The 16,548-nt window shown below is 27.9% G+C and carries 16 protein-coding genes; 1 reads left to right on the top strand and 15 read right to left on the bottom strand.

Translation table 4 applies throughout. The features are described 5' to 3' along the window. Nucleotide 1 precedes the first annotated feature (1 nt). Nucleotides 2-664 (bottom strand): DUF5385 domain-containing protein, encoded by a 663-nt coding sequence (locus tag JJE79_RS00510; protein ID WP_304618376.1) that lies wholly within the window; start codon nt 662-664, stop codon nt 2-4. Nucleotides 665-859: 195 nt separating this feature from the next. Beyond that, complete coding sequence (locus JJE79_RS00505; protein WP_222926558.1) at nt 860-1,477, bottom strand: hypothetical protein; 618 nt, start codon at nt 1,475-1,477, stop codon at nt 860-862. A 224-nt stretch (nt 1,478-1,701) separates the two neighbouring features. Between JJE79_RS00505 and rpsT the strand changes: the two genes are divergently transcribed. Continuing rightward, nucleotides 1,702-1,953, top strand: coding sequence for a 30S ribosomal protein S20 (gene rpsT, locus JJE79_RS00500; RefSeq protein ID WP_222926557.1), 252 nt, complete (start codon nt 1,702-1,704; stop codon nt 1,951-1,953). 16 nt (nt 1,954-1,969) lie between these two features. On the opposite strand, the gene JJE79_RS00495 is transcribed toward rpsT, so the two are convergent. From JJE79_RS00495 to JJE79_RS00435, 13 genes are all read right to left on the bottom strand, one after another. Beyond that, a complete protein-coding gene (locus tag JJE79_RS00495) occupies nt 1,970-3,199 on the bottom strand; it encodes a U32 family peptidase (protein WP_222926556.1) in 1,230 nt (409 codons plus the stop codon). Then, nucleotides 3,199-4,155, bottom strand: a complete 957-nt coding sequence (locus JJE79_RS00490; RefSeq protein ID WP_222926555.1) for a U32 family peptidase — start codon at nt 4,153-4,155, stop codon at nt 3,199-3,201. The genes JJE79_RS00495 and JJE79_RS00490 overlap by 1 nt, the downstream gene beginning before the upstream one ends. After that, a complete protein-coding gene (locus JJE79_RS00485; protein ID WP_255565849.1) occupies nt 4,124-4,690 on the bottom strand; it encodes an O-methyltransferase in 567 nt (188 codons plus the stop codon). The genes JJE79_RS00490 and JJE79_RS00485 overlap by 32 nt, the downstream gene beginning before the upstream one ends. After that, nucleotides 4,671-5,096, bottom strand: coding sequence for a Holliday junction resolvase RuvX (ruvX, locus tag JJE79_RS00480; protein ID WP_222926553.1), 426 nt, complete (start codon nt 5,094-5,096; stop codon nt 4,671-4,673). Before ruvX ends, JJE79_RS00485 begins: the two co-directional genes overlap by 20 nt. Then, nucleotides 5,078-7,792: an alanine--tRNA ligase gene (alaS, locus tag JJE79_RS00475; protein WP_222926552.1), complete on the bottom strand. Its 2,715-nt coding sequence runs from the start codon at nt 7,790-7,792 to the stop codon at nt 5,078-5,080. Before alaS ends, ruvX begins: the two co-directional genes overlap by 19 nt. Before the next feature lie 28 nt (nt 7,793-7,820). Next, the gene (gene mnmA, locus JJE79_RS00470; protein ID WP_222926551.1) at nt 7,821-9,794 is read right to left on the bottom strand and encodes a tRNA 2-thiouridine(34) synthase MnmA; all 1,974 of its coding nucleotides are present in this window, start codon (nt 9,792-9,794) and stop codon (nt 7,821-7,823) included. After that, entirely contained in the window at nt 9,766-10,410 is a 645-nt protein-coding gene (gene truB, locus JJE79_RS00465; RefSeq protein ID WP_222926550.1) for a tRNA pseudouridine(55) synthase TruB, read from the bottom strand. Before truB ends, mnmA begins: the two co-directional genes overlap by 29 nt. A gap of 1 nt (nt 10,411) precedes the next feature. Next, on the bottom strand, nt 10,412-10,846 hold the full coding sequence (locus JJE79_RS00460) for an MPN157 family protein (protein ID WP_222926549.1): 435 nt from the start codon (nt 10,844-10,846) through the stop codon (nt 10,412-10,414). A gap of 9 nt (nt 10,847-10,855) precedes the next feature. Continuing rightward, nucleotides 10,856-11,209, bottom strand: a complete 354-nt coding sequence (gene rbfA / locus JJE79_RS00455) for a 30S ribosome-binding factor RbfA (protein WP_222926546.1) — start codon at nt 11,207-11,209, stop codon at nt 10,856-10,858. Beyond that, nucleotides 11,209-13,053 (bottom strand): translation initiation factor IF-2, encoded by a 1,845-nt coding sequence (infB, locus tag JJE79_RS00450; protein WP_222926544.1) that lies wholly within the window; start codon nt 13,051-13,053, stop codon nt 11,209-11,211. The genes rbfA and infB overlap by 1 nt, the downstream gene beginning before the upstream one ends. After that, nucleotides 13,031-13,315, bottom strand: coding sequence for a DUF448 domain-containing protein (locus JJE79_RS00445; protein WP_222926542.1), 285 nt, complete (start codon nt 13,313-13,315; stop codon nt 13,031-13,033). The genes infB and JJE79_RS00445 overlap by 23 nt, the downstream gene beginning before the upstream one ends. A 14-nt stretch (nt 13,316-13,329) precedes the next feature. Next, complete coding sequence (gene nusA, locus JJE79_RS00440) at nt 13,330-15,225, bottom strand: transcription termination factor NusA (RefSeq protein ID WP_255565848.1); 1,896 nt, start codon at nt 15,223-15,225, stop codon at nt 13,330-13,332. A gap of 67 nt (nt 15,226-15,292) precedes the next feature. Beyond that, the gene (locus JJE79_RS00435; RefSeq protein WP_222926540.1) at nt 15,293-15,787 is read right to left on the bottom strand and encodes a hypothetical protein; all 495 of its coding nucleotides are present in this window, start codon (nt 15,785-15,787) and stop codon (nt 15,293-15,295) included. Between the last annotated feature and the right edge of the window lie 761 nt (nt 15,788-16,548).

Raw genomic sequence — 16,548 nt, 5'->3', positions numbered from 1 at the left:
TTTAAATTTTATTTTTAAGCTTTGCTTCTTTTTTAGCCATTCTTGCTTCTTGACGAATTCGTTTCTTTTCTAGTTTTCTTAAACGTTCATCTTCGGCTTTCTTTAAGCGAGCATCTTCTTTATTTTTAAGTGGTTCAATTCAAGCAAACTCTTTTTTAAAATCTTGCAAACCATTAATCAAAATTTTACGTTCAGGAGCTTCACCACGTCTTTGAGCTGGAATTGATGTCACTTCAGCCTCAATAATCATCGGATCAAAAACATTTCTTGTTTTTGCATCTAGTGTTTGGAAATAAATACAATAACGTTCACGAGCCATTTCTTTATTTCGTTTTTTAATGTATTCCTTCTTTTCTTTTTTAGATAATTTGTGTTCAGCTAAATATTGCTTAGTTTCTTGTTTGAACTTTTTGTATATCTTACGATCATCATTAGCTGATGGTCTTTTGGCAACAAAAGAATACATGATTTCACGACCACGCATCTCATTATCTTGTAAAAAACGCTTTATTGTTTTCCAAACTTCATTGCGTCTTTCTTCTTTTGTTCTACCAACAAAATCACCACCGCCTTTTGCTTTTTTTCTTTTATAAAGAAAATAAGAAATCATACCTATTGGAATAATAACCAACAATATGATGAACACTCATTGCGAATTAATCATAATATACAACTAGATAAATCTTATATATTATCACTTATCTAAACGAAGTAATCATATATAATTTCAAATTTTAATTAATTCTATAATACTGTTTTTAATGTGCCTTAATTTTGTTTAATATTTATTAAACAAAGAACAAACTAAAAAGAATAAAATGAGCTAGGTCATTTTATTCTTTTGTTTAAACTTTATAAATTATTGAACTTGAATAAAATTAATTTTCTTAAAAGCACTAAAGCAAAGTAATGATTTAGATCTTTTGATATTAACTTTGTTCATTAAAGGAACTTTGAAATAAACAATAGTTCAAAGAATTGTAATTGATAATCAAACTAAGTTTCAACCAATTGGTTCAACTATACCAATTGGATCAGAAAGATCTTCTCGTAATGAATAAATTCATGAATCTGAAAAAATCTCTGGTTTAGATGCTTCTAGTTCGTTAGTTAGTATAACCCAAGGGTACATAAGAATTCCAAATATCGTGCGAAGTAATGTAATGATCAGAAACACACAGACAGTTATACCCAAGATTAACTGCGTAATTTCTAAACTACTAATTGTTCTAGTCAGTTTCTTTTTATCTTTAATGACATCAGATAAATCGAAATAATCACCTTTAGAAAAAATGACTGATGCAACAATGATTGTATGAATCATTAAAAGTCCAAAAGGGAATGCTCAATAAAAGTATAAATGTTGATCATGATATTGATTAAAGAATAAAACAGTCCCTGTTGTTGAGATTATTGCTAACAATAAATAAGAAACTAATATGATTAAAAATTTCTTGTCTTTAAATAATATTTTCATCATTTTTATCAAATTTAAGTAAATATTTCTATCTTGTCTGTATATAGTAAATTAAAATTCAGAAAATTTGTTAATTTGTAAAAAAAAAATCTCATTTTTGGTTATCCAAATTCGAATTTATCAAGATTTTTAAGAAATAAATTAACTTAGATAGATATATCTATCAAAATTTAAAGCAACTATATATTATAATTAATAAGTTATATTAAAAAAATCAAACGATAATGGCTAATATTAAAGCAAACGAAAAGAGCTATCGTCAAAACCAAAAAGCTAATTTATTAACTAAAGGTTTCAAAACAGCATTAAAAAACCAAATTAAGAAAACTAAGGTTTCTAAAGATAAAAAAGATGCTGATAAGATTTACTCATTAGCAGACAAATTAGCTAAAAACAGTCGTATTTCTAAAAACAAAGCTCGTCGTATTAAATCAAAAGCTGCTAGATGAACTAACGCACAAGCAGCTAGTAACTAATAAAACCTTGGATTTATTAAAGCTCCAAGGTTTTTTTTATGTGTCCAATGCTATTTTTAATTAGATCATAGTTTTGATCAAATTTTAAATAATAAATTCCCATTGGATCTCTTGCCACATCAACTTCTTGTTTATTATGGTCTAATAATGAAATAATTTTGATTTGTTCAAATTTAAAATTAGGGCCATAAATAATATATTCTTGATCTTTTTTAAAGTTGTTTTTACAAGTAACTTTGACATAACCATCATTTAAAACTTCATCAACAATGAAAGCAAATGATTGTGATATTTTGCGTTCTTCTTCGTGATAAAGCATCGCATCAATACCTGGTTGTCCATGAACAAAACCTTTTTTAGTTAAACGATTTTCGGCTGATTTTAATTCTTTTCTGGCCACATTTAACATTGCTTGTTCATTAGCATTATCATTATTAAATCCGTTGATTAAATAATAATCCATAGCATGACGATAAGCTTTGATTACGGTTGCTACATAGTTAATTGATTTCATTCTTCCTTCAACTTTGAATGAAGCAACGCCCAATTCCATTAGCTTTTTAATTTCATCAATTAATGCCATATCTTTTGGTGACATCGTAAATGAATCTGAATATTGTTCGTTGTTTTCATCTTTTAAATCATATTTTCAACGACAAGATTGAGCACAACCACCAACGTTTGCATCACGTAATGATCAGTTGTTTGACATCATACAACGACCGCTAAATGCAATACAAACAGCACCGTGAATGAAATATTCGATTTCTACTTGGTTATTAAGGTTTTTCATTAATAATTCAAGTTCATTCATGGTTACTTCTCTGGCTAAAACCACTCTGGTTAAACCATTATTTTTTCAAAATAATGCTGATTTAGAATTAGTTACACTTTGTTGAGTTGATAAGTGTAAATCTAAATTGGGAAAATGTTTTCTTGTGTGATGAATAATAAATGGATCAGCCACAATCAAACCATCAACACCCGTTTCTGCCAAACTTTTAATAAAGTTAGCATAACCCTTTACTAAAGGGTTATGACATACTACATTAACCGTAATATAGATCTTTTTATTACGTTCATGAGCATAATCAACAATTTCTTTGATGTCTTTAAAAAAGAAGTTACTAGCACTAGATCTTAATGAATAAGCCTTGGCACCTAAAAAAACAGCATCTGCGCCATAGTCAATGGCAAACATTGCTTTTTGGACATCTCCTGCTGGAGCTAACAATTCGTATTTCATTATTTTTCTTCCTTATCACCTTCTTCTTTAATTAAGTGTTTGATTTCTTTCATACCACCAAAGAACCCTGAAGCAATTTCAATTGGTTTACATAATTGTTGGATTTCTTCGTATTTTTCATCAATTAATTGATCTTGTATGATTTCATTATTTCTTAATTTGTTAATTATGTTTTGATAAATTAAAGTGATTTTTTCATGAACTGTTTCATCAATCATAATTGAATCGATTCTCACATAATCAATTTTATGTTCATGTAGTTCTTTAAGATGTTTGATTGCACACATAATATAACCAGTAAACATGTGTGTACCAAATTCATCTTCATAAATCGCATTCGGATATTTTCTTAATGCTTCTCTAATTCATAATTGTTTCTTAGATGAAAGGTTTTCTTGAATTCTAGCATACGCTTCAAAGTTTGATATCATCTTCCATCTTGAATGCATGAAGAAAGCATAACCTTGCACTTGCATTTCTAAACTTAAACTTTTTTTATGTTCATGCATTTGCTTAACTTCGTTCATGAATAGTTCTCTGGCAAGCACTAAATGATTGATTTTATTTTCAATAAAAAAATCAAATTGACCATACGAAGTTAGCATCGTTTCAGAATGATAAGCAACTTCTAAATTTAGCTGTTTTTCTCGAATAATTTGCACAATTGCATAATCTTGGAAATAAACTTTATCAACTTTTAATTCAGCTAATTTAACTAAGGCTTTTTCTAAATCTTCTAGCTGATTTTCAAAAATAAAACTATTAACTAAAACAAAGATTTTACTTAATGATTTTTGTTGATTTCTATAAGTAACTAGATCTTTTAATTGATCATAATTTAAAGTGTTTGTGCATCTTAAAGCAAAGTTTTCATAACCAACTAAGATACAATCAATCTTTTCATCAATAAATTTTTTAGCTTGGTTAAATGTTTGTGCTTGGCTTACTAAATACATAAACTACTCCATCACCTGATTGATCAATTTCTACATCATATTTATTTTTATCTAAATTATGAACATATTGTTGTCACAATATGTTCTTTTGATAAAGCTTATTATCAGGTTTAATGTTTTTTAAATAAAAATTATCAATAACAACTAATCCGTTCGGATTAAGGTAATTGATAAATTTATTAAACAAATCAATTTGTTTGCCTTTTGGTCCATCTAAGATAATTAGATCGTATTTTTTAGATGGTAAAAAATCATAACAGTCAGCATTAATACATTTAATGTTTTGGTATTGTTCTAAATGTTTTGATGCTAATTGATATCTAGCTAAATCTTTTTCAACAGTGTCAATTTCTAAATAATTTAAATGTTCAATTAAATACATCGAACTAAAACCAATACCTGTTCCAATTTCTAAAACAGTTTTAATAGACAAAGATGATAATTTATTAACCAAGTTAATTAAATTATCATCACGCATAATTGGAATCTTTAGTTCAAGATTTAATGTTTTAAATTTATTTAGCGTATCTTTCATCATCAAAAAAAGATTGCAATAAAACAAAAGCTGCAACCTTGTCGATTTTTTGTTTTCTTTTTTTGGATTTAATTTCACTATCCATCATTAGTTGATCAGCAATAATTGATGTATAGCGTTCATCATAGATTATAATTTCGTTATTAAAATTTGCTTTTAATAATTCAATAAATTCTTCAACCATTAATGTGGTTGAAGATTTAGTATTGTTGATATTTTTAGGCATACCAACAACAAATTTGAAGTTAATAAAAAAGCTTAGCTTTTCTTTTAATTTCTTAATACATTGATCAAAATCATGCTCGTTGTAGGTGATAACACAATATGGTGAAGCGATTTTAAACTCACCATCACCAGAAGCAATACCTAGTTTTTTAGAACCAACATCTAAAGCAATGTAGTGCATATATTAATAAATTCTTCTTTTAATTTATCAACAGGCATATCAGTGCTAAATCCACCTTGAGCAAAGCCTAATTTACCACCACCCTTAGCATTGAATGTTTTATTAATTTTTTCAATTAACACTTTAGCATTTAGATTATCGGTGGCATTTTTAATACCCATGATGTAGCTAACTTTATCTTGAATTTTATTAACAAAGAAGAATAAATGGTCTGGTTTTTCATTAACTAGTTCAGTTAATGAAATTGATAATGATTTTGCTTCATAATCTTCAAAGAATAATAAAACAATTTTATGAGTTAAATTGTCTAGAGCTAATTGTTTGATCTTATTAGCATTATCCTTAGTTTTCTTCTTATCAGCTTCTAATTTGACAGCTTTAAATTCTGATTTTAAAGCTTCAAATTCTTTTAATGATGTTCTTAGTTCTTTAATTGTTTTAGGTAATTCAAAACTATTTAATTTGTTTCTAATGTTGCTGAAAACATTAAGATCATAACCTAACATTTCATTAAAGAATTCTTCTCTTTGTTTAGCAATTAATGCTTTTTGTTTATTTAAATAATCTTGAATTGTTTCATGAGAACTGATGATTTCAATTCTTCATCTACCAGCACCTAATGAATAAAGATCTGTGATGTAACAATCTTCAATGTCACTGGTGTTATTTACATGGGTTCCACCACATAATTCAACGCTGTAATCACCCATTTTGATTACACGTAATAATTCGTGTTTTTTGTATTCTTCTTCAAAGTAAGCAATTGCGTTCATTTTTTGACTAGTTTCATAATCAACGTGATGAACTTCAACTTTAATTTTAGAAGCAATTACCTGACGAATTTTATCTTCAATTTTATTTAAATCTTCATCAGTTAATTTTAGTGGATAGTTAAAGTCTAGTGTTGCTTTTTCAGCAGATTTGAAAGCACCAGATTGTTTAATTGTTTCACTAATTGTATTTTTTAGTGTTGCATGTAAGATGTGTTCAAGTGAGTGATTTTTACGCACCAATCTTCTTCAGCGTTCATCGTGTAATGCTTCAACTTTTTCGCCAACAAAAAAGCTAGCTTTTTTAAAGTGGTGTAAATGTTGTTTGTGAGGTGCTTTGATAACGTTATCAAAATGAATAACTACTTCATCTTTTTTAATACAATACCCTTCATCAAATCTTTGACCACCAGATGTTGCATAAATTGGAGTATGTTCAAAAACGACATAACCTGAATTAGCTTCAATTTTATCTACTGGATTAAATTGATCATCAAATAAAGCAATAACTTTGGTTTTGATATTGTTTTTTTCATAATCAAATTTTGAAGCTAATTCGAACTTAATTAAGTTCTCATTTTGTTTTTTCATTCCAGTTTCATTACTATTTGTTTTTGAAACTGATTGGTGTTTTTTAAATAAAACATCAAAGCCTTCTAAATCTAATTTGATGTTTGCTTCATCTGCTAATTCTTTAATTAAGTCTAGTGGAAAACCGTAAGTTTCAACTAATTTAAAGATTGTTTCAGCCGTTAAATTATTAGTTGATTTTGCTTCATTAAAAATCTCAAAACCATAATCTAATGTTTTAGAAAAATTCTTTTCTTCATTGATGATTGCTTCGGTAATAATTTTTTTATTAATTTCTAAATGTTTGAAGAAATCACCGTAAATTTCAATAATTTTTGAAATTGTATCAGCTACATAATCAGATTTAATGTTTAATTTTTTAGCATAAACAAAAGCTCTTCTTAATAACTTTCTAATAATGTAATCACGATCTTTTGGACCAGGCAATACACCATCAGCAATCGCAAATACACCACACTTAAAGTGATCAGCAATAACTCTGAATGCTTTTTGAATTTCTTTACGTTTTTTATCTTTAGTAAAGTAATCTTCTACTACATATTTTTGATCAGTATATTTTTCAATCGTTCTGATGATTGGTAAAAATAAATCAGTGTCATAATTGGTTGGCACATCTTGTAACACACAAGCAAAACGTTCTAGGCTAGCACCAGTATCAATGTTTTTTCTTAATAGTTCGCTGTAATTATTTTTTCCATCATTATTAAATTGTGAAAACACAATGTTTCACACTTCAATATAACGATCGTTTTCAATATCTTCAAAAAATAATTTCTCACCTAATTTTTCAGGATCATATTTTTCACCACGATCATAATAAATTTCACTACATGGTCCGCAAGGTCCAGAACCTAAATCTCAGAAATTACGATCCTTGTCACACTTGATAATATGTGAAGCATCAATACCTTGTTGAATTCAGGTATCATAAGCATCATTATCTTCTTTATAAACAGTAATATATAGTCTGTTTTTATCTAAACCATATTGTTTGGTTAATAATTCATAAGCAAATTCAATGGCTTGCTTTTTAAAGTAATCACCAATTGAAAAGTTACCAAGCATCTCAAAGATTGTATGGTGTCTGCTGGTTAAACCAACGTTTTCAATATCATTAGCTCTTAGACATCTTTGTGAGTTAGTTAATCTTGGATTAGTTGGATTTAATTCACCTGAAAAATATTTTTTTAAAGTGGCAACTCCAGCACTAATTCATAACAAACTAGGATCATTGATTGGCACCAATGATTTAGATTCAACAACTTCGTGGTTTTTTGAATTAAAAAAATCTAATCAGATTTTTCTTACATTATTTCCTGAAAATTTATTTTGCATAATATGTAGTAAAGCTTCTATAATTTTATTATTTTTTTATTATCTTGCTAATTTGACCGCCACCAACAACTCACAAGTTTTCATCATAAATTACCCCATACTGACCTGTCGTAACACCAATTTGTTTTTCATACTTAATAACTAAGGTTTTATCATCATGTTTGATGATCTCACACTCATGTAATTTTTGACGATGTCTAAAGCGAACATATAGTTTTTTGGTCAATGCTTCTGGTTTAATTAACCAATTAAAATCAATTAATTCACAACAATCTGAACTTAGATAATCATTCTTAGTTGATTCATAACAAACATATAAGGTGTTAGTAGCTAAATCTTTGTCACAAACAAAGATTTTTTCTTTAGTTCCACCTACATGTAATTGTCGAGATTGACCTATTGTATAAAAATATAATCCGTCGTGTTGTCCGAGTTTTTTGTTTTCATTAATTAAAACAATATCACCTTTTTTAACTTCTAAATAATTACTTAAAAAATCCTTGAAATTACGTTCACCAATAAAACAAATGCCTGTTGAATCTTTTTTAGTTGCAACATATAGATTTGCTTGTTTAGCAATCTCACGAACTTGAGTTTTGGTTAAATCACTTAAAGGAAAAATAATATTTTTTAATTGATCTTTATTTAGTTTAGATAAGAAATAAGTTTGATCTTTGTTATGGTCATTTGTATGAACTAAATATGGCTCGTTGTTTTTGTGTTCTAATTTAGCATAATGCCCGAAGGCAATTTGAATATCATCACCAAATTGTTTTTTTAATGCATTGATAAACCAACCAAATTTACCAAACTGGTTACATAAAACATCAGGATTTGGCGTTAGTCCTTTTTTATAATCTTCAAGCATTTTTAAAAACACATCATTTCAATAATTCTGAACAAAATTAAAGTAATGTAATTCAATATTTAATTGTTCACATATCTTTTTAGCATCTTCAAAATCTTGTTTAGCATCACAACCTTGGATTGTGTCATTGGCATGATTTTTTAGGATTTCAAAATTAAGATCACTGTCTCAATTTTGCATAAATGCTGCACTAACATCATAACCTTGTTTTTTTAATAAATAAGCACAAACAGCTGAATCAACTCCGCCTGATAAAGCAACTATAACTTTCTTTTTATTGGTTAATTTATTAAAAAAATCTAAGGTTATTTTTTTATCATTATTGATTGCTCGTTTTAATTCATCTAATGAATTAAATTTGTGATTTTCACGAATAAATTTATATAATTCGACCTTAATTGTTTTGTGATAAATATCTTGATTGAAATCTAAAATATGCGTTTCACACTGACGGGTTTTTTGATCAAAACTTTTGGGTTTGCCAATAAAACTGATGCCAAGATAGGTTTTATCATCAATAATTACTTTACTAGCATAAGAACCTTCAACTAAATCAATAATCTGATCATCAACTAAAATGTTAGCAGTATTAAAACCAATGGTGCGACCAATTTGGTTATTAACAATCACTTCACCTTTTAGATAAAAAGGTTGGTTTAATAATTGATTAGCGCTACTAAGATCTTTAGCTAAAATTAATTCTTTAATTTTAGAAGTGCTGCATTCATTTTTATCAACAACAATTGTTTCAAACCCATTATCAATTAATAACTGATAAGTTTTTTGATCATTACCAAACTTAAAATCTGATCCAATAATTATTCGTTTCGGATTAATAACTTTAAGATATTGATCAATAAATTCTTGAGCTGATAAGTTGTTGTTTTTTACATCATAAACTAATAATTGGTTGATGTTTTCTAAACTAGCTAACTCTTCTAATGCATGTGTTCTTTGATAAAGAACTTTTTGTTTTTTAGGAACATGTTTAAAAGTTAATACATTAAATTTATTAGATAAATTAAATAACTTTAAATGTCCTTGATGAATGCCATCAAAATAACCAATTACTAAATCTAGATTTTTGTTAATAAGATCTAAATTCTTACTTATTAAATCTATACTCGATCACATCGTTTAAACTATACTTGCCAGATTTGGTTCTTATTAGTTCAACCATTGTTGCTGTGGTGTTGTAATATGATGCTAAATCAACAACAAAAGAACGAACATAAAACCCTTTTTTGACATCTAATAAAATTTCAGCATACTGATCATAATACGAAATTAATTTAGCATTATAGATCATTGTTAATCGTTTTTGAAGTTCAAAATCAATGTTGTTGCGGGCTAACTTGTAAGCTCGAACACCATTGATTTTTAATGCTGAAAATTTGGGTGGAGTTTGGTAAAACTCCTTATTAATAAATAACTCAAGATAAGCATTGATTTCATCTTGAGTCGGAATATAATCACTAGTTCTAATAACTGTGCCGCAGCTATCATAACTATCAGTGTGTTCGTTGAATTTTAAACGCACCAAATATTGTTTATTATCTTTATTTAAGAAATTTAATTCCTTAGTTTTTTTACCAGTGCCAACTACCAAAACACCAGATGCTAACGGATCTAATGTGCCATTATGGCCTGCTTTTTTGATCTTGAATTTTTTCTTAAATAAATTCAAGCAAAAAGCACTTGATATGTTTTTTGGTTTATCAATAACAACTATTTGGTTATTAAAATCCATCTTACATGAAGTTTCTTGCTAAATTGTAACTATCTAGATTACTGTATCCAACAATCAATAAGATACATGTAATAAACAACATTAATAATCCAATCATGATTGTTGATCAGATTACCATGTGTAATACAAAAGAACGGTATACTTGGTTAATTCCTGAGAAAAATGCAGCAATGAAATAAAGATAAGGAATAAAGAAAATGGCAAAGTAAATAATTGCCATAATACGCATTGCTTGGTTTAAATCATTGGCACTATTAACAGCTGGATATTGTGTTGGTGGTAATGAAATAAAGCGTTGCATGATTCCTAGAATAACACCAAAAAAGATCATTAAAATGGTTGTAATTACACCAATTCAAATTCACTTTCTTTTCATTAATTTGTCGTTGTTTAACGACATTTGATAACGTTTAAAAATGTTAGTTTTCTTTGACATAATATAACTTTATTTGTTCTTATCTTCGTTTTTAATTTCTTCTAAAATTTGATCAATTTTCATTCCATTAACAACACTATTATCTTGATAAAAGTGTAATTCTGGAACCTTACGAATTGTTAGTTTTTTACTTAGGATATGTCGAAACACACCCTTAATATCTTCATAAGCTTGCAATGTTTTAGCAATGTTCTTTTGAATAAAACAATCTACATAAATTTTAGCAGAACTTTTATCAGCTGATAGTTTAATTGATGTAATTGAACTTTCACGAACCAAACGGTTTTCAATTTCAGTAGCTATCGCATTATTTAAAATCTTATGAATTGTTGCTTCTAATCTTAATGTTTTAATGTTACTCATTATTGCACTCGTTTTTTAACAACTTCATAAACTTCAATGATGTCGTTTTCTTTAATGTCATTGTAATTTTCAATTACAATTCCACATTCTTTGTTGTTATCAACTTTATCTATAAAGTTTTCTTTAACTTTTAAAGAACCAATTTTAGATTTGTAAATAATTACACCATCACGAACAATTCTACACATTCCGTTTTTAACAACTTTACCTGATTGCACATAACTTCCAGCAATCGTTCCAATTTTTGAGTGTCTTCATAATGCACGAACAATTGCTTGACCTAATTCTTGTTCTTCATAAACAGGATCTAATTCACCCTTCATGATTGCTTCTAGATCTTCAACCATCTTATAGATAATTTCATAAGATAAGATCTCAATATTTGATGAGTTAGCTAGATCTCTAATTTGTTTGGGAACTGATAAATTAAACGAAATAACCGTAGAATTTGATGCTTGTGCTAGTTTAATATCAGTTTCTGAAATTGCACCAGTTGAAGCACGAATGATGTTAGTAGTGATCCCTTCAACATTAATGTTAGAAATTGCATATTTGATTGCTTCAAGACTACCTTGAACATCTGATTTAATAATTAAATCTAAGCACTTAATACCATCAGTATTGACACGAGTTTTTTTCTCATGACTTTCTTGCATGCTTAAATGCTTTTGTTTTTGTTGTTTGATCTTGTATGATTCTGATAATTCCTTAGCTTGTTTTTCAGTAGCTAATCCTAAGAATTTTTCACCAACTTCTGGAACCATATCTAACCCTGAAATCTTAACAGGAGTTGATGGCGTGGCTTCATTAATATTCTTACCATTTTCATCTTGCATCAAACGCACTTTACCAAACGCAGCACCAATACAGATATAGTCACCAACTTTTAAAGTTCCACGTTTGATGATTACAGTAGCTTGTGGTCCTAGTCCTGATACTAATTTAGATTCAACTACAATTCCGTATGGATCAGCATTAGGATTAGCTTTGTATTCATTAATTTCAGCTAACGTTAAGATTGAATCTAATAATTGATCTAAACCTTCTTGTTTTAAGGCTGAACCTTGAACAAAGATCGTATCACCACCGTATTCTTCTGGCATTAAATCATATTTAGATATTTGTTGCACCACACGATCAAAGTTGGCTGTTGGTTTATCCATTTTGTTTACGAAAACAATAATTGGCACACCAGCATTTTTAGCATGGTCAATTGCTTCTTCGGTTTGTGGTTTAATTCCATCATCACCAGCCACAACTAATACAACGATATCAGTAATATTAGCACCACGAGCACGCATTTCAGTAAACGCTTCATGCCCTGGGGTATCAATGAAAGTAATTAATTCTTCATCACGTTTAACTTGATAAGCACCAATGTGTTGGGTAATTCCACCAGCTTCACCAGACGTTACATTGGTCGATCTGATTGCATCTAATAATGAAGTTTTACCATGGTCAACGTGTCCCATTACAGTAACAATCGCTGGACGTTTTTTTAGATCTTCTTCTTTATCTTTGAATTCAATATTATCTAAAATGTTTTCATTGGTTACTTGTTTTTCAATTTTAAAATCAAGTCCAAATTCTAAACACAATTCACCAATTTGTTCTAAGGATAAAATTGTATTTAGATTAATCGTATTAATTCCTTTTGCAAAGAAATATTTAATAATTTTTGCTACTGGTTGGTTAATTTTTTTGGCAAACTGATCAATGCTTAACGGGTCGGTATAAATAAAAACACCATCCTTAACTCCAACTTTAACTTCTTTCAAATATGATTTAATATCAATCTTTGATCGTTTATCAAACTGTTTTTTATTTGCTGGTTTTTTCTTCATATTGACCTCGTTTATTTAATGCATTATTAAAAATCTCAAATTGTTCTTCTGAAATCTTAACCCTCAAATTTCTTTGAATTAATGCTTTGGTTTTTTTATCAATGATAAGTTTGCTTTCTTTATTGAAATAAACGCCTCTAGCCTTGATTGTTTGATCGTTGTCTAAAATTAATTGGTTGTTGTAATAAACCAAACGGTGTAGTTGGTTTTTAGACAATTGTTTTTTGGTTATTAAATCAAGTCGTAGATTGGTTTTTTTCATAAGCTAATAAGGTATTATAAGTCTTCAAAACTGTCCAAGCTTTGACGTTGATTTTTCTTCTTTTTCTTATCTTTGTCTTTATCTTTTTTATCATCAACTACAACAACTTTTTTAACTTCTTTTTTCTGAGTTTGAGTTGTATCTAGTTCACGGATTAATTGCGTAATTGAAGCATTATCATTTTGAACATTGTCATAGTCTGATTCGTCAACAGGAACGAATTCAACGGTTTCATCTTTAGCTTTTTTATCTTTTTTAGTTGCTTTTGTTGATTTATTAGCATCTAAATTTGGAGTGTTGTTGATGGCTAAATCATTAACATCAAGGTTAGCTAATTGGTTTGAAATATCTGATTCATCAATGTTAACTGAACTGATTTGTGGTTCAATTTCACTTGGTGTTTGTTCTGTTAATTCTTCATCAATTTGACTTGGGTTGAATTCTTCAAATTGTGCAATTTCTTCGTAAATTTCGTCATTTATTTCATCACTAATTGATTCTTGTGCTGTGTTTTTAGCTTGGTATTTAGTGATGTCAATTTTTTCATAACGTTGTTGTTCTGGTTCAGTGTAAATACTGTCAATATCAACCTTAATATCTGAATCAGATTCATTAGCTGTTGAGAATGCCACCAATGGAGTTTCAATCTTATCAACTTTCTTGAATGATTGTTTAGATGCAATTCTACTTCTACGGTTACTAAATTTAAATTGATCAACTAATACTGAATTGTTGATTGGTGAATAGTTTAAAGGAACAATGTTAATTCCTTCTTCAATAGCAATAGAATGACCTTTGAAATCAATTGATCAGCCAGTCATATAAGATAATAGTCTTACATTAATTCCAGCGCGACCAATTAAGAATGGTAAATATTGATCTTCAACGATAATATCAACACTCTTATCACGTTCTGAATCTTCTAAAACATCAATCCCGATAATATCAACTGGATAACATGCATTAGCAATTAATTTAAATGGATCATCATTTCAGTGGAATACATCAATAACTTCGTTACTAACTTTAACGCCCGCTGTGTGTTCAATTAAATCAGCAGCAATTGATTTAATGCGGTTACCACCATCTCCTAAGATAAGTGTTACTGGATCAATGTCTGGATTGTTTGATGAAACTGCAATTTTTGTTTTTTGTCCAGCCACTCTTTGGATTGCTTTAATTTCAACAATTCCTTCTTTAATTTCAGGAATGTTTTCAGTTAAAACGTGTTGCACATATCTAGCATCAGATCTTGATACTACTAATGGTCAACTCTTAGATTGTTCTTTGATTTGAGTTAATACGAAATCATATTCTTTATCAGGTTGTAATTCTTCGTTGATTACTCAATCTTTTTTGTAATAATATGCGTAAATTCCGCCTAAATTAACTAATAAAACGTTTTGGTTATTTTCATCAATTTCAACTGTTCCACGAACAATTTTATTTAGTTTAGGAGTTCATTCAGCAACAGCTTGTTTGTTAACTAATTCTGATAGTTTTTGACGGAAATATTGCGAAATATTTGTTGCAACTAATCTTGATAAATCACCAATATTTAATGACTTTAAGAAATCATCACCAACCTGAATTGTTGGATTAGTTTTAAGTGCATCTTTTAAATAAATTTCGTTAATTTCATCAAACTCTTCTTCTGGCACGTTATCTTCAACTACTTTATATAATTTAAAGATTTTCAACAATCCAGAATCAAAATTAATCATCACATCAATTCTTTGATCTGGATCTTCCTTAGCACATGCTCGAATAATCGCATCTTTTAAGATGACACTAATTTCTTGTTTAGAAATATTTTTAGATTGAGCGATTGTTTCAATCGCTTCTAAGAAACTTTTATTATCAACACTCATGAATTTAAAAAATAAACGACAACCCGCAGGTTGTCGCATCATAATAATTCTTATATTAATTATACTAGATAATTAAAAAGTTCAAGAATATTTAATTAAGATTAATTTAGTTTATTGTTAAATCAAACTTAACAAATTTTTGATTTTCATACATTGATTTTGTTAACAACCAAGGTAAGAAGATATATTTATAAACATCTTTGTTTTTTAGTTGAAACTTAGCAACAATCTGTTTTTTAAGTTTCCAATCAATTATCAACATTGTTAAATAAATTGTTATTAATAAAGCAATTAATAAAGAATTAAAATACAAAGGAATATCAGTTAACAATAACGGATCATCAACACCAAACAAATTACCAATAATCTTCGTGGTTTTGTTCACAAACAAGATCCAATTAATAATTGAAAAGATAAATAAACTAAAAATCCATTGGGTTAAATTAATCGATTGAATAAAATGATATTCAAAATCTTTTGCCCTTAGTTTATTTTGTTTATATTCATAAAAAAAGTTAAAGCATTTTTTAAAAATTAAGTAATCAACAACACTTCCAACAACAGGAAAAATTGAAACAATAATCAATCATCGATTTATCATTGTTATTTCGTAGATTTTATTAATTAATGAAATTTTGTTTATGTAAAAAATTAATACAAACCCAAAACTTATTGAATATATTAATGAGCTAATATAAATTAAAGATTCTTGAAAATTAACATTAAAAAGAAATAAGTTTTTTTCATGTTCTTCTAATTGATTAACATCTACATCTTTAATTAAAATATTCTTAAGATAAAAATTGCTAGCAATAAATATTATCAAGAATACTGTAAAAAGTGTATTAACAATAAAACTTTTATAGCTCAAAAAACCCAATATTTTTTTTCATAAATTTAATTTTGTTGTTCTTGAATATCTATATTGTTAAACACTTCAAGTTTATACATTGGGTGAGTTATTCTTCAAGAAGAAAAAAACAATTTACAAAGGTTTTTCTTCTTTAGTTTAAGATCTACATCAACTAGAATTTTAAGTTTTGCATATTCTGTGAAATGAATAACTAACAACACGACAAGGATTAATAAAATTAATATTGCTAATATTTGAAGACCAACAGGAATAATAGTTATTAAAGATAAAAAATCAAATGCTACTAAACCGTGGACTAAAAATGTTATTGTGTTTAAAAAAATAAAACATATTATTGCAAAAATTATTTGCACCAAGGTGAATGTTTTAAGAAATCATTTTGTTTCATAATTCTTACTTAAAACTCAATCACGGTAATTTAAAGAACTTCTTTTAAGAAGCAATAAATCTATTATGATTCCAATGATTGGTAAAAACGAAACAAGAAC

The sequence above is a fragment of the Mycoplasma sp. E35C genome, from assembly GCF_019873825.1.
Taxonomy (GTDB): Bacteria; Bacillota_I; Bacilli_A; order Mycoplasmatales; family Mycoplasmoidaceae; genus Mycoplasmoides.
Note: the sequence above shows the minus strand (reverse complement) of the source record. Positions and strands in the feature narration are given on the sequence as shown.